General features: G+C 72.2%; 17 protein-coding genes and 1 pseudogene. 7 read left to right on the plus strand and 11 right to left on the minus strand.

The genetic code is table 11. The features are described from left to right. From DKT69_RS24265 to DKT69_RS24290, 6 genes are all read right to left on the minus strand, one after another. The coding region (locus tag DKT69_RS24265; RefSeq protein ID WP_109803809.1) for a glycosyl hydrolase family 28-related protein at positions 1-1,928 on the minus strand (1,928 nt) is incomplete at its 3' end. 140 nt (positions 1,929-2,068) lie between these two features. After that, positions 2,069-3,724 carry a glycoside hydrolase family 13 protein gene (locus DKT69_RS24270; protein WP_236648198.1) on the minus strand — a complete coding sequence of 552 codons (1,656 nt, stop codon included), beginning with the start codon at positions 3,722-3,724 and terminating at the stop codon, positions 2,069-2,071. Positions 3,725-3,817: 93 nt separating this feature from the next. Beyond that, positions 3,818-4,705 (minus strand): carbohydrate ABC transporter permease, encoded by an 888-nt coding sequence (locus tag DKT69_RS24275; protein WP_109803810.1) that lies wholly within the window; start codon positions 4,703-4,705, stop codon positions 3,818-3,820. A gap of 13 nt (positions 4,706-4,718) precedes the next feature. Continuing rightward, positions 4,719-5,678 carry a carbohydrate ABC transporter permease gene (locus tag DKT69_RS24280; protein ID WP_109803811.1) on the minus strand — a complete coding sequence of 320 codons (960 nt, stop codon included), beginning with the start codon at positions 5,676-5,678 and terminating at the stop codon, positions 4,719-4,721. Positions 5,679-5,763: 85 nt separating this feature from the next. Next, complete coding sequence (locus DKT69_RS24285) at positions 5,764-7,143, minus strand: ABC transporter substrate-binding protein (protein ID WP_109803812.1); 1,380 nt, start codon at positions 7,141-7,143, stop codon at positions 5,764-5,766. A gap of 307 nt (positions 7,144-7,450) precedes the next feature. Then, positions 7,451-8,458, minus strand: a complete 1,008-nt coding sequence (locus tag DKT69_RS24290) for a LacI family DNA-binding transcriptional regulator (protein WP_236648199.1) — start codon at positions 8,456-8,458, stop codon at positions 7,451-7,453. A gap of 370 nt (positions 8,459-8,828) precedes the next feature. Between DKT69_RS24290 and DKT69_RS24295 the strand changes: the two are divergent. After that, positions 8,829-10,855, plus strand: a pseudogene (locus DKT69_RS24295) (glycosyl hydrolase family 28-related protein). Positions 10,856-10,932: 77 nt separating this feature from the next. Here DKT69_RS24295 and DKT69_RS24300 read toward each other — a convergent pair. Continuing rightward, positions 10,933-11,442 (minus strand): DUF5709 domain-containing protein, encoded by a 510-nt coding sequence (locus DKT69_RS24300; RefSeq protein ID WP_201749832.1) that lies wholly within the window; start codon positions 11,440-11,442, stop codon positions 10,933-10,935. A gap of 174 nt (positions 11,443-11,616) precedes the next feature. Between DKT69_RS24300 and DKT69_RS24305 the strand changes: the two genes are divergently transcribed. Together DKT69_RS24305 and DKT69_RS24310 are read left to right on the plus strand one after the other, a co-directional pair. Then, complete coding sequence (locus DKT69_RS24305; RefSeq protein WP_109803898.1) at positions 11,617-13,275, plus strand: NAD(P)/FAD-dependent oxidoreductase; 1,659 nt, start codon at positions 11,617-11,619, stop codon at positions 13,273-13,275. Beyond that, positions 13,272-14,723, plus strand: coding sequence for an ATP-binding protein (locus DKT69_RS24310; RefSeq protein ID WP_109803814.1), 1,452 nt, complete (start codon positions 13,272-13,274; stop codon positions 14,721-14,723). The genes DKT69_RS24305 and DKT69_RS24310 overlap by 4 nt, the downstream gene beginning before the upstream one ends. Positions 14,724-14,730: 7 nt before the next feature. Here DKT69_RS24310 and DKT69_RS24315 read toward each other — a convergent pair whose 3' ends face one another. After that, positions 14,731-15,561, minus strand: coding sequence for a siderophore-interacting protein (locus DKT69_RS24315; protein ID WP_109803815.1), 831 nt, complete (start codon positions 15,559-15,561; stop codon positions 14,731-14,733). Beyond that, a complete protein-coding gene (locus tag DKT69_RS24320; RefSeq protein ID WP_109803816.1) occupies positions 15,558-16,577 on the minus strand; it encodes an ABC transporter substrate-binding protein in 1,020 nt (339 codons plus the stop codon). The genes DKT69_RS24315 and DKT69_RS24320 overlap by 4 nt, the downstream gene beginning before the upstream one ends. 68 nt (positions 16,578-16,645) lie before the next feature. On the opposite strand from DKT69_RS24320, the gene DKT69_RS24325 reads away from it, so the two are divergent. The 3 genes from DKT69_RS24325 (at position 16,646) to DKT69_RS24335 (ending at position 19,577) form a co-directional block, all read left to right on the plus strand. After that, a complete protein-coding gene (locus tag DKT69_RS24325) occupies positions 16,646-17,710 on the plus strand; it encodes a FecCD family ABC transporter permease (RefSeq protein WP_109803817.1) in 1,065 nt (354 codons plus the stop codon). Continuing rightward, entirely contained in the window at positions 17,707-18,732 is a 1,026-nt protein-coding gene (locus tag DKT69_RS24330; RefSeq protein WP_109803818.1) for a FecCD family ABC transporter permease, read from the plus strand. The genes DKT69_RS24325 and DKT69_RS24330 overlap by 4 nt, the downstream gene beginning before the upstream one ends. Before the next feature lie 65 nt (positions 18,733-18,797). Then, positions 18,798-19,577: an ABC transporter ATP-binding protein gene (locus DKT69_RS24335; protein WP_375373464.1), complete on the plus strand. Its 780-nt coding sequence runs from the start codon at positions 18,798-18,800 to the stop codon at positions 19,575-19,577. 178 nt (positions 19,578-19,755) lie between these two features. Here DKT69_RS24335 and DKT69_RS24340 read toward each other — a convergent pair whose 3' ends face one another. After that, positions 19,756-20,637, minus strand: a complete 882-nt coding sequence (locus DKT69_RS24340; RefSeq protein WP_109803820.1) for a winged helix-turn-helix transcriptional regulator — start codon at positions 20,635-20,637, stop codon at positions 19,756-19,758. A gap of 84 nt (positions 20,638-20,721) precedes the next feature. Between DKT69_RS24340 and DKT69_RS24345 the strand changes: the two genes are divergently transcribed. Next, complete coding sequence (locus DKT69_RS24345; protein WP_109803821.1) at positions 20,722-21,987, plus strand: MFS transporter; 1,266 nt, start codon at positions 20,722-20,724, stop codon at positions 21,985-21,987. Between the two features lie 32 nt (positions 21,988-22,019). Here the strand turns inward: DKT69_RS24345 and DKT69_RS24350 are convergent, their stop codons facing one another. After that, positions 22,020-22,679, minus strand: coding sequence for a YoaK family protein (locus DKT69_RS24350; RefSeq protein ID WP_161557940.1), 660 nt, complete (start codon positions 22,677-22,679; stop codon positions 22,020-22,022). Positions 22,680-22,717 lie beyond the last annotated feature (38 nt).

Here is a 22,717-nt window from a genome sequence, read left to right on the forward strand (position 1 = left end):
GGGCTGGGCGGAGTGGTCGGGCCGCCGCCCCACTGCGGCTCCGGCCAGGGACCGCAGTACGGGTTCGCCGAGTACCAGCCGGAGTTGCCGGCGCCCTGGGTGATCTGGAAGCCGCTGCCGACGCAGTTGTACATCGGGTTGGCCTGGGCGATGTTGGTGGCCCGGACGTTGGTGAAGGACACCTGGCTGGATGCCTGCACCTGGAGGGCGAAGGTGCCCGCGCCGTCGATGCGGACGTTGTTGAGGTTGATTCCGCTGGTCTGCCCCTCGATCCAGTGCAGCGCCGCGTACGAGCTGTCCAGGATGTCGGTGTCGGTGACGTTGATGGTGGCGCCCTGGATCGGCTCGTTGAGCGCGGAGAACCAGACCGCGCCGACGCCGAAGCGCCAGTTGTAGTCGGAGTTGCCGTTTCGGATCAGGGTGTTCCGGGCGACCGTGATGGTGCCCGCCACCGCGGTCGGGCCCTGCACGCCGGGATAGCGGTTGGCGACGTGGATGCCGCCGCCGTTGGTGACCGAGTCGGCCGTCACGTTGTCGGTGATCCGGATGTCCCGGCCGCCGTAGGTGACCAGGTTGTTCGCCAGGATCGTCACGCCGACGGTGTTGAAGGTGAAGGCGTTGTTGACGTTCGGCACGTTCTGCGCCCACATGGCGAGGCCGTCGTCACCGGTGTTGCGGACGAAGGTGTTGGTCACCGTGGAGTTGGTGACCCCCCAGTGGAAGTTCACCCCGTCCGCGGTCTGGTCCAGGATCCGGCTGTCGCGGATGGTCAGGTTGTCCATCGGGCCGTCCATCCAGGCCCCGACCTTGGTGTGCTGGAGCCAGAGGTTCTGCACCACCGAGTTGGACATCGCCCCGCCGAGGGCGTTGACCTGGTCCTCGTCGACCCGCTCACGGATGTCGCCGACGATCGCGAAGTCCCGCAGCGTGACGTTGCGGCTGGGCCCGCCGGCCTCGTGCGGGCGGATCTCGCCGCTGTACCCGCCGCCGGGGACGTACTTGCCGTAGATGCCGACGGCCCGCTTGCGATCGGTGGGATGCCGGCCGCCGAGCACCGAGTACCAGGGCCCGGCCCCGCGCAGCGTCACCCCGTCGACGACGACGTGGTCCCAGAGGGTGAAGGTGCCGGCCGGGACCCAGACCGCCTTGCCCTGCGCCTTGCCGGCGTCGACCGCGGCCTGGAACTTCGCGGTCGAGTCGGTCGCGCCGGTCGGGTCGGCGCCGAAGTCGGTCACCACGTCGAGGACGCCGGCGGGCTTGGCGATCGGCGCGCCGACCAGCTCGAAGTCGGCCAGGTCGACGGTGAAGGTGGGCGACTGGGCGGTCGAGGAGACCTGCAACCGGATCTTGGTGCCGGCCGGGTAGGTGGCCCCGAGGAGGGTGCGGGCCTCGTCGTAGAAGTGGTGCGGGTTGGTGTCGCCGGGGTTGTTGTTGAACGGGTATCCGCCGTAGTACCAGCCGTACTTCGAGGTGACCGGGACCGACTTCACCAGCGAGCCGTTCGCCCGCAGGTCGAGCGCGGCGTCCCGGCCGGTGCCGGCGGCGTTGTCCGGCAGGCTGTAGCGCAAGGTCACCGCGTCGGCGGGGGCGGTGAGGGTGAACTCGACGTACTCGCCGACCGCGTCGAGGGTGACCGCCTCCCGGCCGGAGGCCTCCGAGGGCAGCGTGCCGTAGTGCCGGTCGGGGCCGATCCGGGTGCCGTTGTGCACCGCCTTCTCGGCCTCCTGCTCGACGAATCCGACGGTGGCGCCGCGGCCGGCGATGTCGAACGGGGACAGGCCGGCCGCGCTGGCCGGGGTCGCATTGGTGGTGAGGGCCACGACGGTTACCGAGGCGGCGGCGAGCAGGGTGCCGGCGAGGGCGGCCACGCCCGCGCGGACCGGTCTTCTTCGCAGGTGTTGCGGGGTGCCGATGGTGTGGTGGGCCATGAGCGACGCTCTCCCTTTCGTCAGGCGGCCAGGTCCCCCGTGTCCGTGCGGTGTGGCGGGTTGCTGTCTCGTCGCTCCTTCCGGTGGTGGGGCGCCGACGCCGGCGGTCGGGACGGACCGTCGGCGCCGCGCCGCGCGGGTCAGGCCGGCGCCGCCGGCCCGCCGGGCTCCTCGGTGGTACGCAGCCAGACGGCGGTGTCCGGCGGCAGCAGGTCGTCGTCGAGCGGGCCGCTGGCCAGCAGCAGCCGCTCGTGCGGCGGCAGCGGCACCGCCGCGTCGGAGAGGTTGACCAGGCAGCGGAATCCGCCGCCCCGGCTGAACGCCAGCACGCCGTCGGGCGCGGGCAGCCAGCTCAGCTCGCCGTCGCCCAGTGCCGGATCGGCCCGGCGCAAGGCGATGGCGGCTCGGTACAGCTCCAGCATCGAGTGCGGGTCGCCGGTCTGCGCGCGGACCGTGCGGTCCTTCCAGTCCACCGGCTGCGGCAGCCAGGGCGCCGTCGCCGCGCCGTCCGGGCTGAAGCCGAAGGGCGGCGTGTCGCCGGTCCAGGGCAGCGGCACCCGGCAGCCGTCCCGACCCGGGTCGACCCGGCCGGACCGCTCCCACATCGGGTCCTGGCGCAGCTCGTACGGGATGTCCTCGACTTCCCACAGGCCCAGCTCCTCGCCCTGGTAGACGTAGGCGGCGCCGGGCAGCGAGAGGGAGAGCAGCGCGGCGGCCCGGGCCCGCCGGGTGCCCAGTTCCAGGTCGGTGGGGACGCCCTCGCGCTTGGCGGCGAAGCTGAACGTGGTGTCCGTCCGGCCGTACCGGGTGACGTGCCGGGTGACGTCGTGGTTGGAGAGCACCCAGGTGGCCGGGGCGCCGACCGGGGCGTGCGCCGTGCGGGTCGTGTCGATGCAGGCCCGCAGCGCGGCCGGCTCCCAGGCACAGCCGAGGAAGTCGAAGTTGAAGGCCGCGTGCAGCTCGTCGGGGCGGAGGTAGTTGGCGAACCGCTCATGGTCGGGCAGCCACACCTCGCCGATCAGCGCCCGCTCGCCGGGGTAGCTGTCGGCGATCCGCCGCCAGCTGCGGTAGATCTCGTGCACCGCGTCCACGTCGACGAACGGGTTCGGGCCGTCCGCGGTGGCTTCGGGCAGCGTCGGGTCCTTGGCCAGCATCGCCGCCGAGTCGATCCGGATGCCGTCCACGCCCCGGTCGAGCCAGAACCGCAGGATGTCCTCGAACTCGGCGCGCACCCGGGGGTGGTCCCAGTTGAAGTCGGGCTGCTGCGGGGCGAAGAGGTGCAGGTACCAGTCGCCCGGCGTGCCGTCCGGGTTGGTGGTCCTGGTCCATGTGCGGCCCCCGAACGAGGACACCCAGTCGGTCGGCGGCAGCTCGCCGTTCGGGCCGCGTCCCTCGCGGAACCAGAACAGTTCGCGTTCCGGGGCGTCCGGGCCGCCGGCCAGCGCCGCCTGGAACCAGGGGTGCACGTCGGAGCAGTGGTTCGGCACCACGTCGACGATGGTCCGGATGCCGAGTGCGTGTGCCTCCGCGATCAGCGCCTCCGCCTCGGCCAGGGTGCCGAAGACCGGGTCGATGTCGCGGTAGTCGGCCACGTCGTAGCCGGCGTCGGCCATCGGCGACGGGTACCAGGGGCTGTACCAGATCGCGTCGACGCCGAGCGCGGACAGGTGGTTCAGCCGGGACCGGATGCCGGCGATGTCGCCGATGCCGTCGCCGTTGCCGTCGGCGAAGCTACGTGGGTACACCTGGTAGATCACCGCTCCACGCCACCACGGACCAATGTCTGGTGTGGACACGAGCACCTGCTTTCTGCGTCAGTACGTCGGCGGGTTCGCCGGACCTGGATGTGTATCGGGCGAACTGTCGTTGTTCGCCGCGCACCTTCGGGGCTATCCCTTGAGGCTGCCTGTGGTCAGACCGGACATGATGTTCCGCTGGAAGATCAGAAAGACGATGACGGTCGGGATCGCGGCGATGACCGACGCGGCGACCACCACGTTCATGGGCGTACCGCCCGAGAAGGCGTAGATACCGACGCTGACCGTCCGGGTCTCGGGCGACGGCATGACCAGCTTCGGCCAGAGAAAGTCCTTCCAGACCGCCGTCACGGCGAAGATCGAGACGACGCCGAGGATGGGGCGCGACATCGGCAGGATGATCGACCACAGCGTGCGCAGCGGCGTCGCCCCGTCCATGAGGGCGGCCGCCATCAGCTCCTCCGGGATCGAGTCGAAGAACCGTTTCAGCAGGAAGATGTTGAACGCGTTCGCGACCGCGGGCAGCCAGATCGCAAACGGCGAGTCGAGCAGGTTGATGTGCAGGATCGGCAGGTCGATCACGGTCACGTACTGCGGAACGATGAGGACCATCGCCGGGATCATCAGCGTTGCCAGCATCAGGCCGAGGATCACGTTGCCGAACACCGGTCGAAGCTTCGACAAGGCGTACGCCGCGGCGGTGTCGAGGACGAGCTGGAACAGCAGCGCGCCGGCCGCGTAGTAGAACGTGTTGAACAGCAGCTTCGCGAGGTTCAGGTTGTTCCACGCATCGGCGTAGTTCTGTGACTGCGGATCCTTCGGGAACAGCGATGGCGGGGTCTGCGCGATCTCCTGGCCGGACTTGAGCGCGCCGGTGACCATCCAGTAGAGCGGCCCGAGGAAGACGAGCGTGAAGCCCACGACGACGACGGCCAGCAGCGTCCAGTAGATGACCTTGCCGCGCCCCCGCCGAAGCTGAGCGTGGGAGATGAGGGTCCGGGTCCCGGAGTCCTGTGCCATTCCTCGTCCCGTCCTAGTCCTGTCTCGAGCTGAGCCGCACGTAGACGGCGGAGAAGCCGGCCAGCACCACGAGCATGATCACGCCGAGCGCCGCGGCGCCGTTGAGGTCGTTCTGGAAGAACCCGTGCTGGTAGATGAGGTACGCCACCGAGGTCGCGGAGTCCTCCGCGCCGGTACCGTTCGCGAGGATCAACGGTTCGATGAAGAACTGCATCGTGGCGACGATCTGCAGCATCGCCAGGAGCACGAGGATCAGCCGGGTCTGCGGGATTGTGACGTGGCGGATCCGCCGCCAGATGCCGGCGCCGTCGAGCTCGGCCGCTTCGTAGAGCTCGCCGGGGATGTTCTGCAGTGCCGCCAGGTAGATCAGTACCGCGCCGCCCATGTTCATCCAGGTCGACGCGATCACCATCGCCGGCATCGTCATCTCGGGGGACTGCATCCACTGCGAGGTCGGCAGGTGCAGCGCCTTGAGGACCGAGTTGAAGAGTCCCGCGTCGCCGGGGTCGTACGCGTAGAACTTGAAGAGGAAGAGCGCCGAGGCCGGCGGCAGCATCACCGGCAGGTAGACCAGGATCCGCAGGTACCCCTTCGCGTGGCGAAACTCGTTGAGCAGGATCGCCACGAGGAACGGCACCGCGTACCCGAGTACCAGCGCGAGAATCGTGAAGTAGAACGTGTTCTTCCAGGCCGTCCAGAAGCTGGGGTCGGCGATGATCCGGTCGTAGTTGTCCCAGCCGACCCAGGTGGTGACGCCGCGCCGGGTGCGCTGGAAGCTCATGACGACGCCGCGGATCATCGGATACCAGGAGAAGAACCCGAAGCAGATCACCGCGCCGATCAGGAACGCGTGCCCGGTGAGATTGTCGCGTACCTTGCGACCGAGGCTCGTACGCCGCCGCGGCCCTGCCGGGTACGGCGACGCGGGGCGACCCGGTTCTCGCTTCGTCCCCGCGACGGTGGTGATCGCCAAGGCAACTCCTGGGTGAGTCGGTGACCGAACGGTGCGGCGCGGACGGTGTGGGGGCCGGCGGCGGGCCGGCCCCCACACCTGCGGATCATTTCTCGGCGGCCAAGAGCTGGTTGACCTTGTCTTCGGCCGTCTTGAGCAGCGCGTCGATGTTCGCGTTCGGGTTCGTCAGCACACCGGACATCGCGGCGTCGAGCACCGCATAGATCGCCTGCGCGTTGCGTGGCTCACCCTTGATCGGGACCGGGTTCGCCTCGAAGATCGCGAAGTTGGCGGTGTCGACGTTCGCGTTCGCCTTGCGCAGCTCGAGTTCCTGCTTCTGCGCGTCGCTGCCGCCCGCGAAGAGCAGCGGCTGGGGCAGGCCCACCGGGTAGTTCTGCGGCTTGGACCGGACGTAGTCGAACTGGCCCTTGCCCGGGGTCAGCTTCTCGTACGCGATCCACTTCAGACCGGCCTTGACCTGCTCGGGGGTGAGGCCCTTCTTGAAGAAGTAACCCTCGCCGCCACCGAGCGTCGCCTTCGCGGCGCCATCCTGGCCGGGCAGCGGAGCCATCGCCCAGTCCTGGAACTTGCCCTGGAACTGGCTGACGATCGCCTGGGTGGCGTCCGGCGCGCCGACGAACATGCCGACCTTGCCCGCGCCGGCGTTGGTCAGCAGGTCGGCCCACTGCAGCAGTTGGCGGTCGCCCATGCTGTTGTCGCCGTACCGCATGTCCTTGAGGTTCTGCAGGACCTGCTTGCCCATCGCGTTGTTGAAGTCGGCCTTCTTGCCGTCCGCGGTCAGCACCTGGCCGCCCTGGGAGTAGAGCAGGGAGGTGAAGTGCCAGCCTCCGGTGTTGCCGGCGCTGTACTCCGAGTAGCCGGCGATGCCGTTGCCGAGGGCGGAGATCTTCTTGGCGGCGGCCCGGACCTCGCCCCACGTCTTGGGTGGGTTGTTCGCGTCGAGCCCCGCCCGCTGGAACAGGACCTTGTTGTAGACCAGGCCCATCGAGTAGTTCTTCACCGGCACGGCATAGAGCTTGCCGCCGTCGGTGAAGACCTCCTTGAGCGCCGGGTCGACGCTGTCCCAGGTGGGGACCGTGTCCTTGTTGGCGAACTCGGTGATGTCCATCGCCTGACCGGAGTCGAGCACCTGCTGGAGATCGGTCATGTACCCGTAGAACAGGTCGGTCACGGTGCCGCCGGCGAGGCGAGCCGTGAAGTCCGGCGGGTTGTTGCACTGCTCGCCGACGCTGACGCTCTTGACGACGATGTTCGGGTTCTGCCGCTGGAACTCGACGACATCGTCGTTCCAGTTCTTCAGCAGCTCTTTCTGGGCGCCGACCGGCTGGCAGTCGACGGTGATGGTGACCTTGCCGCCGGCATCGGTCTTGGCGTCGTCACTCTTCGTGGAGCAAGCCACCAGGCTGAGCCCCAGGCCGGCCACGAGCGCTGACGCCGCAGCCTTCCGGTATTTCGGTACGGACATCTGTCCATCCCTTCGGGAACGGGAGTCTCCATGACGTTCGCTGATCTGCGGTGATCGTCACCGCGGCCGAACCCTGCTACTGATCCGTCTCCGCCAGTGACCCGCCGCCTGGATCTGCGGCGGACCGGCGTGCGGGATGGTGATCTAGCTCTCGTGCACGGCATGTTTCGTGGCGATGACGATACAAAGCCGGACCCTATCGCGCAAGAACCGAACCGAAACATGAAAGACAAGGACTGGCGTCGTTTCGGACGCAAAAAAAGGACGGACCTCGGGAGGGTCCGTCCTTTTTGTGCTCCGTCCCGCGCTACCCGGTCGCGGCCCGCGCCGGCCCGGTCGAACCGCGCACCACCAGCTCAGGTTCGAAGAGCAGTTCGTCGCCGAGCACGCCGGCGCCCTCGATCTGGGTCACCAGCAGGTCGACGGCCGCCTGACCCATCGTCTCGATCGGCTGCCGGACGGTGGTCAGCGGCGGATCGGTGCAGGTCATGAACGCCGAGTCGTCGAAGCCGACCACCGAGACGTCCTCCGGCACCGTGCGGTCCAGCCGGCGCACCGCACGGATCGCTCCCAGCGCCAGGACGTCGCTCGCGCAGACGATGCCGGTGATCCCCCGGTGCACCAGCTTGGTGGCGGCCACCCGCGCGCCCTCCATCGAGAAGCTCGACCGCTCCACCCACTCCCCCGCCTCGCTCCAGCCGGCGATCCGCTGCATCGCCGCGAGCTTGCGCCGCGACGGGACGTGGTCCTCGGGGCCGAGCACCATGCCGATCCGCTCGTGCCCGAGCGAGCGCAGGTGCCCGTACGCCTGCTCCACGGCCACCGCGTCGTCGGTCGACACCCGGGGGAACTCCAGCTCGTCCACGCCCGCGTTGACCAGCACCACCGGCAGCCCGCGGTCGATCAGCCGACGGTAGTGCTCGTGAGTGGCATCGGCGAGGGCGTACGAGCCACCGGCGAAGATGACGCCGGAGACCTGGTGGTCCAGCAGCATCTCCACGTAGTCCGCCTCGGACACCCCGCCGATCGTGCGGGCGCAGAGCGCCGGGGTGAAGCCCCGCTGGGCCAGCGAGCCGGTCACCACCTCGGCCAGCGCCGGGAAGATCGGGTTCTGCAGCTCGGGCAGGACCAGCCCGACCAGCCGGGCCCGTTCGCCGCGCAGCTTGGTCGGCCGCTCGTAACCGAGCACGTCGAGCGCGGTGAGCACCGCGGTCCTGGTGGCCTCGGAGACGCCGCCGCGGCCGTTGAGCACCCGGCTCACGGTGGCCTCGCTGACGCCCGCCTTGCGGGCCACCTCACTCAACCGTTTCGTCACGGCCGCAATCCTACGTCGGATTCTTGCAAGAAATGAACCACGTACTGCCCGATGATTTCAGCGTGTGGCTGCACGACGACCTGATGCCAATCCCGTCATGGCCGACACCGCGCGCCGGACCCTCGACACCCTCCTGGCATGACCGGCGGCGCGCCTGTCGGAGCCGGTGGCCACCCTGCCGGCACCGGCCCGACCGCGACGTCATCGCAAGATGTGAACAAAGCGATGCTTGAATATTTACAACTTGTAGCAATAACATGAGCGGGCCACGCCCATGGCCGCCCCAGCGGGCCCCGTCCCCGCGACGGCGCCATCGGAACCTCGGGGCGGCGGCATCCGTCAAGACCAACCCGAGAGAGTGGGTCATCCGATGTACGGAAGCTTCGACGAGGACGCCGCGTCGGGACGCCGGCGCCGCCGCGCCGCCCGGGCCGCCGCGGTCACCGCGGCGGTGGCGCTGAGCGTGCTCACCGGGGGCGCCGCCGCGGCCGGTCCGGCGCCCGTGGTCACCCGGGCCGCCCTCGATCCGTCGCTCGTCGCCGGCCGTGGCGCCGCCGTCGGCTTCCTCGAGCAGGAGGCCGAACACGCCCGAACCACCGGCACGGTGATCGGTCCCGACCGGTCCGCGTACACGCTGGCGGGCGAGGCCTCCGGCCGCCGGGCGGTCCGGCTGAACCCCGGGGCAGTACGTCGAGTTCACCCTGCCGGCGGCGGCCGACGCGATCACCGTCCGGTACAGCATCCCGGACTCCGCCCGACGGCGGCGGCATCACCGCGCCCCTCGACGTCGCCGTCGGCCACGGTCGGCCCCGCACGATGACCCTGACCTCGCAGTACGCCTGGCTCTACAACCAGTACCCGTTCAGCAACGACCCCGACGCCGGGCTGCTGCACCCCGACTGGTGGATCACCGAGTGCTCCTGCGTCCCGGCGGCCACCACGCCCGCGCCGACCATCAGCACGCCGTTCCGGCCGCACCACTTCTATGAGGAGCAGCGCCTGCTGCTGGGCCGCACCCACCGCGCCGGCGAGATCGTCCGGCTGACCGCGCCGGCCGGCAGCGCCGCCGCCTGGACCGTCATCGACCTGCTGGACTCCGAGCTCGTCGGCCCGCCGCACGTCGCACCGCACGCGGTGAACGCCGTCGCGCTCGGCGCCGACCAGTCCGGCCGACGCGACTCGGCCGACGCGCTGGACCGCGCCATCGCGGCCGCCCGCGGCACCCACCGCACGGTCTACCTGCCGCCGGGCACGTACCAGATCAACCGGCACATCATCGTCGACGACGTGACGATCGAGGGCGCCGGCAGCTGGTACACGGTGTTCCGGGGCCGGGAGGTCGCCCTGGACACCCCCGCCCCCGACGGCTCGGTGCACACCGGGGTCGGCTTCTACGGCCGGGACGCGGCGGCCGGCGGCAGCAGCAACGTGCACCTGTCCGGCTTCGCCATCGAGGGGGACGTCCGGGAGCGGATCGACCTCGACCAGGTCAACGCCATCGGCGGGGCGCTCAACCACTCCACCATCGACGGGCTGTACCTGCACCACACCAAGGTGGGCATGTGGTTCGACGGACCGATGACCGACCTGCGGGTCACCGACACCGTCATCGCCGACCAGATCGCCGACGGCGTCAACTTCCACACCGGCGTCACCCACTCGTCGGTCTCGAACAGCTTCGTCCGCAACACCGGCGACGACGGCCTGGCCATGTGGTCCGAGCGGACCGGCAACGCGCACAACACCTTCGACCACAACACCGTGCAGTCGCCCGTCCTGGCCAACGGCATCGCGCTCTACGGCGGCACCGACAACACCGTGTCGCACAACCTCGTCGCCGATCCGGTCCGCGAGGGCAGCGCCATCCAGGTCGGCTCCCGGTTCGGCGCCGAGCCGTTCACCGGGCAGCTGTGGATCACCGACAACACCACCGTGCGCGCGGGCACGTACGAGCTGAACTGGAACATCGGGCTCGGTGCGATCTGGTTCTACGCCCTGGACCGCAGCATCGACGCGGACATCCAGGTCGTCGGGGACGCCTTCCTCGACAACACCTTCAACGCGATCATGCTGGTCAGCGACTGGCCGGTGAAGGACCAGGTGTCCATCACCGGCGTCCACTTCCAGGGCATCCGGGTCGACGGCACCGGCACCTCGGTGGTCAGCGCCCGGGCGGCGGGGGCCGCCTCGTTCGCCGACGTCGACGCCCGCAACGTCGGGGCGGTCGGGGTCAACAACTGCGGATCGTTCCACTTCACCCCGGCCGGCTCCGAGTTCAGCCTGACCGACCTCGGCGGCAACGACGGTGGCTGGCTGGCGCCGTGGCTGCTGCCGAACACCATCACCTGCAACGACCGTCCGACGGTCGTACCGCCGCCGGCGCCCGCGCCCTGGTGAGTCGGCGACCGGCCGGTCACCCTGTCCGGGCCCCCAGCCCTGGACGGGGTGACCGGCCGGACCCGGCGAACCGGCCGCTACCGGTCGTTCACCAGGCCGCCCAGACCGCCTTCGACGTCGGCGTCCCACAGCGGTGTCTCCGACTCGGCATAGGGCTCATCGATCACGTGCACCGCGGCCTCCTCGGCGCTGGCGCCACCCCCGTCGACCCCGACGTCCCTGCCCACGGAGTCCGCCTCGACATCCTCGCCGAAGCCGTCGTTGGTGTCGACGAGCCGCCCGGCCCGCAGGTCGCGGTCGAACCCCCGCCGGGTCAGCTCGTCCTCGTCGCCGTAGGGGGCGGGATCTTCGTCGGACGAGAGGTCGGGCTCCTCCTCGGCGAGCCGCTGCGCGAGCGACTCGCCCGCGTGCTCCTCGGCTGCGGTGGTCCCGAAGCGGTTGGCGCCCGACCACCGATCGCTCGCCACGATCCCGACGTCGAGCGGGTCCTCGACACCGTCCTCGAGGGTGTCGGAACCGTCGAGGACGCCGTCGTCCTCGATGTCGTCGTACTGCTGCACCTCGTAGCTACCGGCATCGGCGCTCATGGGGAACCTCTCAAAGGGTGGCGCGATCGTTGCTCAGCTGCCGATGTTACTCACTTCCGCGGCTGGGCCACCGCGCGGCCGATCCGGGTCACGGCTCGTGCCCGAAGGGGCGAAGCGGGAACTCCCGTCGCAGGCCCGTTCACCCGGCGCGGGCGAGGTGGTTTTATGGGCGCCATGGCGAACCCGGTGATCCTGACCGTCGACGACGATCCGGTGGTGTCCCGGGCGGTCGCCCGCGACGTCCGCCGCCGGTACGGCGACCGCTACCGCGTGGTGCGGGCGAACTCCGGGCCGGAGGCCCTGGACGCGCTGCGCGAAATCAAGCTACGCAGCGAGCAGGTGGCGCTGCTGCTGGCCGACCACCGGATGCCCGAGATGACCGGAATCGAGTTCCTCGAGGCGGCGATGGACCTCTTCCCGGCCGCCCGCCGGGTGCTGCTGACCGCGTACGCGGACACCGACGCCGCCATCGACGCGATCAACGTGGTCGACCTCGACCACTACCTGCTCAAGCCGTGGCATCCGCCGGAGGAGAAGCTCTACCCGGTGCTGGACACCCTGCTCGACGCCTGGGCGGCCAGCCCGGACGCCGCCCTGGCCGAGCTCCGGGTGGTGGGGCACCGCTGGTCCGCGCCGTCGTTCACGGTCCGCGACTTCCTCGCCCGCAACCTGGTGCCGTACCGCTGGCTGCTGGTGGACGAGCCGGAGGGCGCCCGGCTGCTCGACGCGGCCGGGGCGACCGAGGCGGACCTGCCGCTGGTGGTGACCGCCGAGGGCAAGACCCTGGTGGCGCCGACCCAGACGGAGCTGGCCGCAGTGGCCGGGCTCACAGTGGCGCCGGCGACGGACTTCTACGACCTGGTGGTGGTCGGCGGCGGCCCCGCCGGACTCGGCTCAGCGGTGTACGGGGCGTCGGAGGGGCTGCGGACGGTGCTGGTGGAACGCCGCGCCACCGGCGGCCAGGCCGGGCAGAGCAGCCGGATCGAGAACTACCTCGGCTTCCCCGACGGGGTCTCCGGCGCCCAGCTCACCGACCGGGCCCGGCGGCAGGCGACGAAGTTCGGCGCCGAGCTGCTGAGCACCCGCGAGGTGGTGGGGCTGAGCGCCGCCGGGTCGGCCCGACTGCTGCGCTTCGACGACGGCGGCGAGATCGCCGCCCACACGGTGGTCCTCGCCACCGGGGTGTCGTACCGGGTGCTCGACGCGCCCGGATTGTCGGACTTCACCGGCCGGGGCGTCTTCTACGGCAGCACCGCCACCGAGGCGCCGAGCTGCGTCGACCAGGACGTCTACATCGTCGGCGGGGCCAACTCGGCCGGCCAGGCCGCGGTGCACTTCTCGCGGTACGCCTCCCGGGTCCACCTGCTGATCCGGGGCGCCGACCTCACCGCCTCGATGTCCCGCTACCTCATCGACCAGCTGGAACGGATCGACCAGATCACCGTGCACCCGCACACCACGGTGGTCGGCGGCGCGGGCGCGGACCACCTGCGGGAGCTGACCCTCTGCGACGCCCGTACCGGGCAGACCCGGACCGTGCCGACGTCCTGGCTGTTCATCTTCATCGGCGCGGAACCCCGCACCGACTGGCTGGACGGACTGCTGGTCCGCGACCCGCGGGGCTTCATCGTCACCGGCCCCGATCTCCTCGCCGGCGGGCGACGCCCCGCCGGCTGGCCGCTCTCCCGCGACCCGTACCACCTGGAGACCAGCGTGCCCGGGGTGTTCGCCGCGGGCGACGTCCGGGCCCAGTCGGTCAAACGGGTCGCCTCCGCCGTCGGCGAGGGAGCGATGGCCGTGTCCCTCGTGCACCGCTACCTGGAGGCGCAGTGACCACCCCGGCCGACCGGCTCACCCCCGACGAGCTGCGCACCCTGTTCCTCTTCGCGGCGCTCGACGACGGCCAGCTCGCCTGGCTGGCCGAGCACGGACGGGTGGAGCAGCGCGCCGGTGGGACCGTCGTGTACGGCGAGGGCGAGGCCGCGACCTGCTTCTTCGTCCTGCTGCGCGGGACGGTCTCGCTGCACCGGCGGGTGGGCGGCGACGACGTCGAGGTCAGCCGGACCGACCAGCGCGGCGTGTACGGCGGCGCGACCCAGGCGTACCTGGACGACCAGGTCGAGCAGGTCTACCGCAACTCCATGCGGGCGGTGACCGACGCGGACTTCTTCGTCCTGCCCGCGGAGCACTTCGCGCACGCCCTGCGCTCCTGGTTCCCGATGGCGATGCACCTGCTGGAGGGGCTGTTCTTCGGCATGCGGGACAGCCAGGCGATCGTGGGTGAACGGGAGCGGCTGCTCGCCCTCGGCTCGCTGTCCGCGGGCCTGACCCACGAGCTGAACAACCCGGCCGGCGCGGCCGTCCGGGCCACCTCGGTGCTGCGGGACCGGGTCGCCGGGATGCGGCACAAGCTCGCGCTCATCGCCGACGGCCGGCTGGACGGCCGTGCGTTGCAACGGCTGGTGGAGTTGCAGGAGGAGGCGGTGGCCCGGGTGGCGACCGCACCGAAGCTGTCCCCGATGGCCGCCTCCGACGCCGAGGACGCGGTGACCGACTGGCTGGACGAACACGAGGTACGCGGCGGCTGGGACCTCGCGCCGACCCTGGTCGCCGGCGGGCTGGACGCCGCCTGGCTGGACCGGGTGCAGCCGGCGGTGGGCCGGGCGGACCTGGAGTCGGCGGTGCGCTGGCTGACCTACACCGTGGACACCGAGCTGCTGATCCGCGAGATCGGGGACGCGGTCACCCGGATCTCCGGCCTGGTCGGCGCCGCCAAGCAGTACTCCCAGCTCGACCGCGCGCCGTTCCAGGTCGTCGACGTGCACGACCTGCTGGACGCCACCCTGGTGATGTTCAAGGCGAAGATCCCCGCCGACGTCCGGGTGGTCAGGGAGTACGACCACGCGCTGCCGCCGGTGCCCGCGTACGCGGCCGAGCTGAACCAGGTCTGGACGAACCTGATCGACAACGCGCTGGGCGCCATGGGTGACCGGGGCGTGCTGACGCTGCGTACCGGACGCGCGGGCGACCAGCTGGTGGTGGAGGTGGCGGACACCGGCCCGGGCATTCCGCCCGAGATCCGCCCGCGCATCTTCGAGCCGTTCTTCACCACCAAGCCGGTCGGCACCGGCACCGGACTCGGGCTGGACATCTCGTACCGGATCGTGGTGCGCAAGCACCACGGCGACATCCGGGTCGAGTCCGCGCCCGGGATGACCGTCTTCCGCGTGCTGCTCCCCCTGCCCACCCAGCGTCCCGCGGGCACGCCCGGCGGCGGGTGACCACCTCCTAATCGCCGGCGGCTCGCATCTCCTCTTCGGACAGACCCCGGCGCCAGTACCCGGCGAAGGTCACCTGCCGGCGGTTCAGCCCGCGCTCGCCGACCAGCTGCCGCCGGACCGCCCGCACCATCCCCGCCTCGCCGGCGACCCAGGCGTACGGGGTCGTGGTCGGCAGGTCAACGGCACGCAGGGCGGGCAGCAGCGCGACCCGACGCCCCGCGCGGAAGACCCAGGTCACCTCGACCTCGGCCGCCGTGGGCAACGGCCGCAGGTCGGCCGGGTCCGGCGCCTCGACGAGGACCCGGGCGCGGGTGCCCGCGGGCAGCCAGGCCAGGATCCGCTCGACGGCGGGCAGCGCGGTCTCGTCGGCGACCAGCAGCACCCCGTCGGTGTCGGCGGGCGGGCGGAATCGGACGGTCCGCTCGTCCTGCACCGCCGGGCCGAGCACCACCACCCGGTCGCCGGGCCCGGTCCGCCCGGCCCAGCGGGACGCCGGGCCGGTGTCGCCGTGCCGGACGAGGTCGATGTCCACCTCGGTCCGCTCCGGGCGGTGCTCCCGGATGGTGTACGAGCGCATCACCGCGCGGACGGCGGGGTCCATGGCGCGCCAGGCGGTGAACCAGTCCTCCTCCGTCTCCGGGGGCAGCACCGGCTCGAGCTGACCGGGGTGCGGGAGGAAGAGGGAGACGCTCTGGTCGCGTCCGCCGCCGGCGAAGCCGGCCAGCCCGTCGTCGCCGAGGGTGACCCGGACCAGGGAGGCGCCGACGCGCCGGGTGCCGACGACGACCGCTGGGTAGCAGCGGTACCGGGGCGGGGCCGGTGCCAGGGCGGTGCTCATCCGGCGACCTTCTTCGCGCCCCGGATGGCGGTGGCGAGGTTCTCTAGCAGCGGGGCGGCGCCGGCGTAGGAGAAGCGGGGCACCGCGTCCCACGGGGCGACCTGGCCGGCGCGCACGGCGGGCAGCTGCGCCCAGGTCGGCTTCCGGGCGAGGTCGGCGGCCTGCAACGCGGTGCCGCGGTTGTCCAGCAGGATCAGGTCGGCCGGGAACTTCCCGGCGTTCTCCCAGCTGAGCGACTCGAAGTAGTCGCCCTGCGCCAGCTTCGTGGGCACGACGATGTCGACGCCCAGCTCGGCGAAGTACATCAGGTCGGTGCTGATCTTCGGGTTGGAGACGTAGAACAGATCGGGGCTGCCGGAGGCGGCGAGCACCCGGATTCCCGGGTTGGCCTTGACCGCCGCCCGGACCGCGTCGCCGGCGGCGGCGAAGCGGGCCCGGGCGTCGGTGACCTTCTTGGCCGACAGGTCGGCGCCGAGGGACTCGGCGAGCTGCGCGTACCGCTCGATGGGGCGGGTCATCGGAACCCGGGCGGTGGTCAGGGCGACGGTGGGCGCGAGCGGGAGGATCTTCGCCCGGCTCTCGTCCGGCACGTACCAGAGCGCGCCCGGGTCGTACATGTGGGTGACCAGCAGGTCGGGTCGGAGGGTCGCGTACCGCTCCAGGTTGAACTCGCCCCACGCGTTGCCGAGGATCTCGACGCCTTCGACGTCGAGGTCGCCGGCCTGCGGGTCGCGGCTGCCGTCGGCGCGCCGGGTCTCGCCGAACACGCCGGCGATCTGCTCGTCCAGTCCGAAGTCGACGAGCGCGGCGGCGACGCCGGTGAAGGCGACGATCCGCGCGGGACGGCTGGCCGCGCTGACCTTCTCGCCGCGGTCGTCGGTGAAGGACCAGGGGCCGCCGGTGGGCTTCGCGACGGGTGCGGCGGGATCGCCGCCGCGTCCGCAGCCGGCGAGCAGCGCGGCGAGGCCGGCGCCGGCGGCGAGCAGCCCACGACGGGTGACGGTGGATTCGAGCATGGCGAGGTCCTTCGGTACAGGTCGGGATGACCATGGACAGCGGAGTTAGGTTAGCCTAACCTAAAGCGCTGTCAAGAACGTCCGCATCGGAGTCCGCCCTGTCCCTCACCCGTACGGCCCCGCCCCCGACGACACCGCCGGCGGCCCGGGCGCCCCGCCGCACCGCCCGCCGGCTCGCGGGTCTCGCGCTGAGCCTGCTGCTGCTCGCCGTGGTGGCCGGCCTCAGCATCGCCGTCGGGGCGAAACAGCTCTCCCCCGCCGAGGTGTGGCACGGCCTGCTGCGACCCGACTCCCCCGAGTACGCCGTCGTGCACCGGATGCGCCTGCCCCGTACGCTGCTCGGCCTCGTCGCCGGCGCGGCGCTCGGCGTCGCCGGCGCGGTCACCCAGACGCTGACCCGCAACCCGCTGGCCGACCCCGGCCTGCTCGGCATCAACGCCGGCGCCTCCGCCGCGGTCGCCACCGCCACCGCCGTCCTGGGCGTCGCGTCCGGCGACATCTGGTACGCGCTGCTCGGCGCCGCCGTCGTCACCGTCGCCGTGTACGCGGTCGGCGGTGGTCGCGGTGCCACCCCCACCCGGTTGGCCCTCGCCGGCGCGGCCCTCAACGCCGTCCTCTACTCGTACGTCAGCGCGGTGATGCTGCTCGACGCGGCGTCGCTGGAGCGGCTGCGGTTCTGGACCGTCGGCTCGCTCGCCGGCGCGCGCGACGACACCGTCCCGCGGGTGCTCCCCTTCGTCGCCGTCGGACTGCTGGTCGCGCTGGTCAGCGCCCGCCCGCTCGACGCGCTCGCCCTCGGCGATGACTCCGCCCGGACCCTCGGCGCCCGCCCCGGCGCCATCCGGGCGGCGGCCATCGTGGCGGTCACCCTGCTGTGCGGGGCGGCGACGTCGGCGTGCGGGCCGCTGGTCTCCGTCGGGTTGCTGGTGCCGCACCTGGTCCGGGCGCTCACCGGGCCGGACCTGCGCTGGTCGCTGCCGTACTGCGCGGTGCTCGCGCCGGTGCTGCTGCTCGCCGCCGACCTGACCGGTCGGGTGCTGGGCCGCCCCGGCGAACTGCCGGTGGGCACGGTGACCGGGGTGCTGGGCGGCCTGCTCTTCCTGCACCTGGTCCACCGGGGAGCCCGCCGATGATCGTGCTGCGCCTGCCGGGCGGTCTGTCGCTGCGCCTGCGGGCCCGGGCGCTCGCCGTCGGCGCCGGGATCGCGCTGCTCGCCCTCGCCCTCGGCGTCCTCGCCCTGGCCGGCGGCGAACAGCTCCTGCGCCCGGCCGACGTGCTGCGCACGCTCACCGGCGGGGGCGCACCGGCCGACCGGTTCATCGTCCTCGACCTGCGGCTGCCCCGGCTCGCCACGGCCCTCGGCGTCGGGGCGGCCCTCGGCCTGGCCGGCGCGGTGTGCCAGGCGCTGCTCCGCAATCCACTCGGCAGCCCCGACGTGCTCGGCTTCACCCAGGGCGCGGCGACCGGCGGGCTGACCGTGGTGGTGCTGGGCGGCAGCAGCCTCGCCCTGGGCGCCGCCGCCGTCGCCGGCGGACTCGCCACCGGCGCCGCGGTGTACGCGCTCGCCGGGCGGCGCGGCCTGTCCGGTCACCGGCTGGTGCTGGTCGGGATCGGCGTCACGGCGATCCTCGCCGGGGTGAACGGCTTCCTGCTGACCCGGGCGCCGCTGATGGACGCCGCCCGGGCCACGCTCTGGCTCACCGGCAGCCTGGATGGGCGGGGCTGGGTGAACTCGCTGCCCCTGCTGGCGGCGCTGGCCCTGCTCGCGCCGGCCGTCCTCGCCGGCGGGCGGGCGTTGGGCGTGACCGGGATGGGCGAGGACCTTGCCACGGCGCTCGGCGTGCCGGTGCGGTGGCTGCGGCCGCTGCTGCTCGCGGCGGCGGTCGCGCTGGTGTCGCTCGCCGCGGCCGCCGCCGGACCGGTGTCGTTCGTCGCGCTCACCGCGCCGCACCTGGCCCGCCGGCTGACCCGGGCGCCGGGACCGAACCTGCTGCCGGCCACCCTCCTCGGCGCCGCGTTGCTGGTCGCCGCCGACCAGCTCGCGCAGCGCGCCGTCACCGGGCACCAACTGCCGGTGGGCGTGGTGACCGGGGTGCTCGGCGGTGGGCACCTGGTCTGGCTGCTGGCCACCGAACGTCGAGCCGGCCGGCTGTGACCCGCCCCCACGAGAACGGAGCACCACCCATGCGCGCCGACACCCCCCGGCTGGTCGGCCGGGCGATGACCCTCGCGTACGAGCGGCGGACCGTCGCCGAGGACCTGACGGTGCCCGTACCCGACGGCTCGTTCACCGTGATCATCGGTCCCAACGCGTGCGGCAAGTCCACGCTGCTGCGCGCGCTGGCCCGGCTGCTCCGCCCCGCCGCCGGCGCGGTCCTGCTCGACGGCGCGGACATCCATCGGCGCGGCACCCGCGAGGTCGCCCGCGTCCTCGGCATGCTGCCGCAGTCCTCCGTCGCCCCGGACGGCATCACCGTCGCCGACCTCGTCGCCCGCGGTCGCCACCCGCACCAGGGGCTGCTGCGCCAGTGGTCCCGCGACGACGAGCGGATCGTCGCCGGGGCGATGGCCGACACCGGCGTGGCCGACCTCGCCGACCGGCCGGTAGACCAGCTCTCCGGCGGGCAGCGGCAGCGGGTGTGGATCGCCATGGCGCTCGCCCAGCAGACCCCGCTGCTGCTGCTGGACGAGCCGACGACGTACCTGGACATCGCCCACCAGGTCGAGGTCCTGGACCTGTGCGCCCGGCTCCACGAGGAGCAGGGGCGCACCCTGGTGGCGGTGCTGCACGACCTCAACCAGGCCGCCCGCTACGCCACCCACCTGGTGGCCATGCGCGACGGCGCGGTGGTCGCCGCCGGGGAGCCGCGCCGGGTGGTGACCGCCGCCCTGGTCGAGGAGGTGTTCGGGCTGCCCTGCCGGGTCATCGACGACCCCGAGACCGGGACGCCGCTGGTCGTGCCCGCCGCCCGCCGCCGGGTCGGCCCGGCGCCGGCGTAACGCTCCGCCGATCCGTCGACCCCGATGTAGGTTCCGGTCGAACAAGGGCAGGAGCCAGCGATGCCGGTGACCGCAGGAGAGTTCCGGGAGTGGCTCAGCCAGTTCCCCCCGGATACGCCGATCCCGCCCCCGTTTCGCTCGCCCCGCGCGGCCGCACCGAGGTTTCCGCAACGTGTGCTCAGGGGAAACGCTGCCGCGCGACGAGGTCCAGCATTTCGTCTACCGAGCCGGCCGGGTCAGCGACCGGGAACTGCACCGCGCGCACGACGGCGTCCGGGTCGAGCAGCAGGGTGAGCCGCTTGAGCCGGTCCACCCCGCCGGCCCGGAAGGTCGGTAGGAGCAGGCCGGCGGCGAGCCGGCCGTCCTGGTCGGAGAGCAGCGGGTACGGCAGCCGGGCGTGCTCCGCGAACGCGCGCAGCTGGTCGGGGCGCTGGGTGCTCACCCCGCGCACCTCGGCGCCGGCGGCCCGGAAGAGGTCGTGCCGGTCGGCGTACGTGCGGGATTCGAGGGTGCAGCCGACGGCGCCGGGGATGTCCTCCCAGCCGGGTGGCAGGCCCTGGGCGCCGGGGGCGAAGGCCCCAGGGAAGAGGTAGAGCGCAGTCCATTTGCCGGCCGCCGCTGGGGCGTCCTCGCCACCGTCGTGCCGGGCCAGGGTCATCGTCGGTACCCGTCGGCCGACCAGCTGGTGTACGCGGCGAGCCTCGGCGGAGTCCGCGTCGGCGGTGGCGGTGAGGTCGCCGGCGCCCATGACGTGCCGGGTGCCCCAGCCCTGCAGGGCGACCAGCACCGGCAGCAGGCCCTCCCCCTTGGCCGTGAGCAGGTAGTCGTAGCGCGGCGGGTGCGCCGAGTACGGCTGGCGGCGAAGCACGCCGTGCTCGACCAGCGCGCCGAGGCGTTCGGTCAGTGCCCGGCGGCTGACGCCCAGCTCCCGTTGCAGGGCGTCGAACCGGGTGGTGCCGCCGGCGATGTCGCGGACGATCAGCACGGTCCACCAGTCGCCGAGCACGCCGAGGGCCTGCGCGATGCCGCAGTCGGCGTCGCCGAGATCCGTCCGCTTCACCTGCCACCTCCCGCCCGGTCGCCCTCGTCGACTATAGTCCGTTTCAGATTGGAACTCACTGCCTCGTGAACGGGGGTCGACGGCATGACCGTCAGGCAGGGGGCCGGAGTGTTCTGGCGCTGGTGGACCGCCGGCACGACCAGTTCGGTCGGGTCGGCGGTCGGCGCGGTGGCGCTGCCGCTGACCGCCCTGACCGTGCTGGACGCGTCCGCGTTCGAGATGGGTCTGATCGCCGCCGCGAGCTACGTCGCCTGGTTGGTGGTCGGGCTGCCCGCCGGCGTCATCGTGCAGCGGCTGCCGCTGCGCGGCGCCCAGGTCGGCGCCGACCTCGCCCGCGCCGTGGCGGTGGCGTCCATCCCCGTCGCCTGGTGGTGGGGCTGGCTGACCGTCGCCCAACTGGTCGTCGTGGCGCTGGTTGTCAGCTTCGCCAACGTGCTCTTCGACGTCGCCAACGCCACCTTCCTGCCGGCCATCGTCGGCCGGGAGCAGTTGCATGCCCGCAACAGCCTCACCTCCGCCACGCACGCCGCCACCCAGCTCAGCGGCCCCGCCCTGGGCGGGCTCGCGGTGCAGGCGCTCGGCGCGGTGCCGACGGTGCTGGTCAACGCGGCCAGCTACCTGGTCTCGGCCGCGCTGCTGCGCTCGCTGCCGGCCCGGCGGGTCGACGCCCCGGACCGGTGGCCCCCGCTGGCCGAGATGATCGGTGAGGGCTGGCGCTACGTGACGCGCCACCCGGTGATGGGGCCGACCATGTGGACGGCCACGGCGGTGAACTTCGTCTGCGGCGCCCAACTCGCCGTCTACCCGTTCTACCTGGTCCGGGAGCTGCACGCGCCGGCCGCGCTGGTCGGCGTCCTGCTGGCCGTGGAGGGCGTCGGGTCGTTGGTGGGCGCCACGCTGACCCCGTGGATCGCCCGGCGGTGGGGCACGGCCCGCTCCCTCGTGGTGGCCTGCCTGGTCGCCGTCGGCGGCGCGTTCGCCGTCCCGGTGGGTGTCGGCTGGCCGGCGTACCTTGCCTTCACGGTCGGCAACGTGGCCTTCGCCGGCGGCGTGGTGGTGCTCAGCGTGACCACCCGCACCTACCGGCAGACCGCGAGCCCACCGGAGCTGCTCTCCCGGGTGATGGCCACGGTCCGGTTCGTCTCCTGGGGCGCCATCCCGGTCGGCGGGCTGGTCGCCGGCGCCCTCGCCGGGCTGGTCGGTGCCCGGGTCACCCTCTTCGCCTTCGCCGGGGCGGCAGTGCTGGCCCCGCTGGCCCTGCTCCTCTCCCCCGTCCGCAGTCTGCGCGACCTGACCGACCTGGCGGTCGACGGACCGACCGCGCGGGAGCACGTGGCAGCCGCGCCCTGACGTCGCCGCGCCCCCGCCGTACTGTTTCTGCCCTACCGAGCGGTGGGCGACACCTCGACGCCGGGTTCCTCAGCCATCCGCGACGACACGGCGATGACGAACACGAGTGGCACGATCAGCAGTGCCGGTGACCACGCGGACAGGTGTACAGCCACCAGGGCACCGACAGCGGCGCCGCTCATCAGGGCCGCCAGGACCTGAGCCTTGGGCCGCAAGCCACGCCAAGGGGTCCGAGCGGCAACACCGGCGATCAGGCTCGTGAGCGTGCCTGTCAGGTATGTGGAGGAGAGGCCCGGTACGCCGAACCGCTGGATGGCACTGCTCTGCACGCCCAGCGCCGCTGCCGACAGCATCAGGAGAGCAAGATCGACGTGCTCCGAGCGGTTGGCAGGGTTGAGCTCCCAGACGACGAGAAAGACGACGAACACCAGGAGTTCCAGGACGAGCGCCCGGGTGACCCGACCCGGCCAGACGGGGTCGCCCGGCTGCGCCGAACCGGCGAGTCGGGCTCCCGCGAGGACTCCGGCGATGAAGCTGACGATGGCGCAGCCTGACGTCAGGGCCAGATCTGCTTCGCCTCTGCCCGCGGAGAGCCCGAGCAGGACCATGTTGCCCGTCATCACGCTCGAGAAGGCGCCACCCAGGGAGAGGAAGCCAACGGCGTCGGCGCAGCCGGTCAGGAACGTGAGCACGACAACGAGGGCTTGCCTTCGCTTCAGGAGATCCGGGT

It is taken from the genome of Micromonospora sicca, assembly GCF_003172935.1.
Lineage (GTDB): Bacteria > Actinomycetota > Actinomycetes > Mycobacteriales > Micromonosporaceae > Micromonospora > Micromonospora sicca.

What these genes read in the sequence shown, in the direction of transcription:
- DKT69_RS24305 (WP_109803898.1), top strand. Translation starts at nt 11,617, where the DNA reads ATGGCGAACCCGGTGATCCTGACCGTCGACGACGATCCGGTGGTGTCC.
- DKT69_RS24315 (WP_109803815.1), bottom strand. Translation starts at nt 15,561, where the DNA reads ATGAGCACCGCCCTGGCACCGGCCCCGCCCCGGTACCGCTGCTACCCA.
- DKT69_RS24320 (WP_109803816.1), bottom strand. Translation starts at nt 16,577, where the DNA reads ATGCTCGAATCCACCGTCACCCGTCGTGGGCTGCTCGCCGCCGGCGCC.
- DKT69_RS24285 (WP_109803812.1), bottom strand. Translation starts at nt 7,143, where the DNA reads ATGTCCGTACCGAAATACCGGAAGGCTGCGGCGTCAGCGCTCGTGGCC.
- DKT69_RS24335 (WP_375373464.1), top strand. Translation starts at nt 18,798, where the DNA reads ATGACCCTCGCGTACGAGCGGCGGACCGTCGCCGAGGACCTGACGGTG.
- DKT69_RS24275 (WP_109803810.1), bottom strand. Translation starts at nt 4,705, where the DNA reads ATGGCACAGGACTCCGGGACCCGGACCCTCATCTCCCACGCTCAGCTT.
- DKT69_RS24300 (WP_201749832.1), bottom strand. Translation starts at nt 11,442, where the DNA reads ATGAGCGCCGATGCCGGTAGCTACGAGGTGCAGCAGTACGACGACATC.
- DKT69_RS24345 (WP_109803821.1), top strand. Translation starts at nt 20,722, where the DNA reads ATGACCGTCAGGCAGGGGGCCGGAGTGTTCTGGCGCTGGTGGACCGCC.
- DKT69_RS24330 (WP_109803818.1), top strand. Translation starts at nt 17,707, where the DNA reads ATGATCGTGCTGCGCCTGCCGGGCGGTCTGTCGCTGCGCCTGCGGGCC.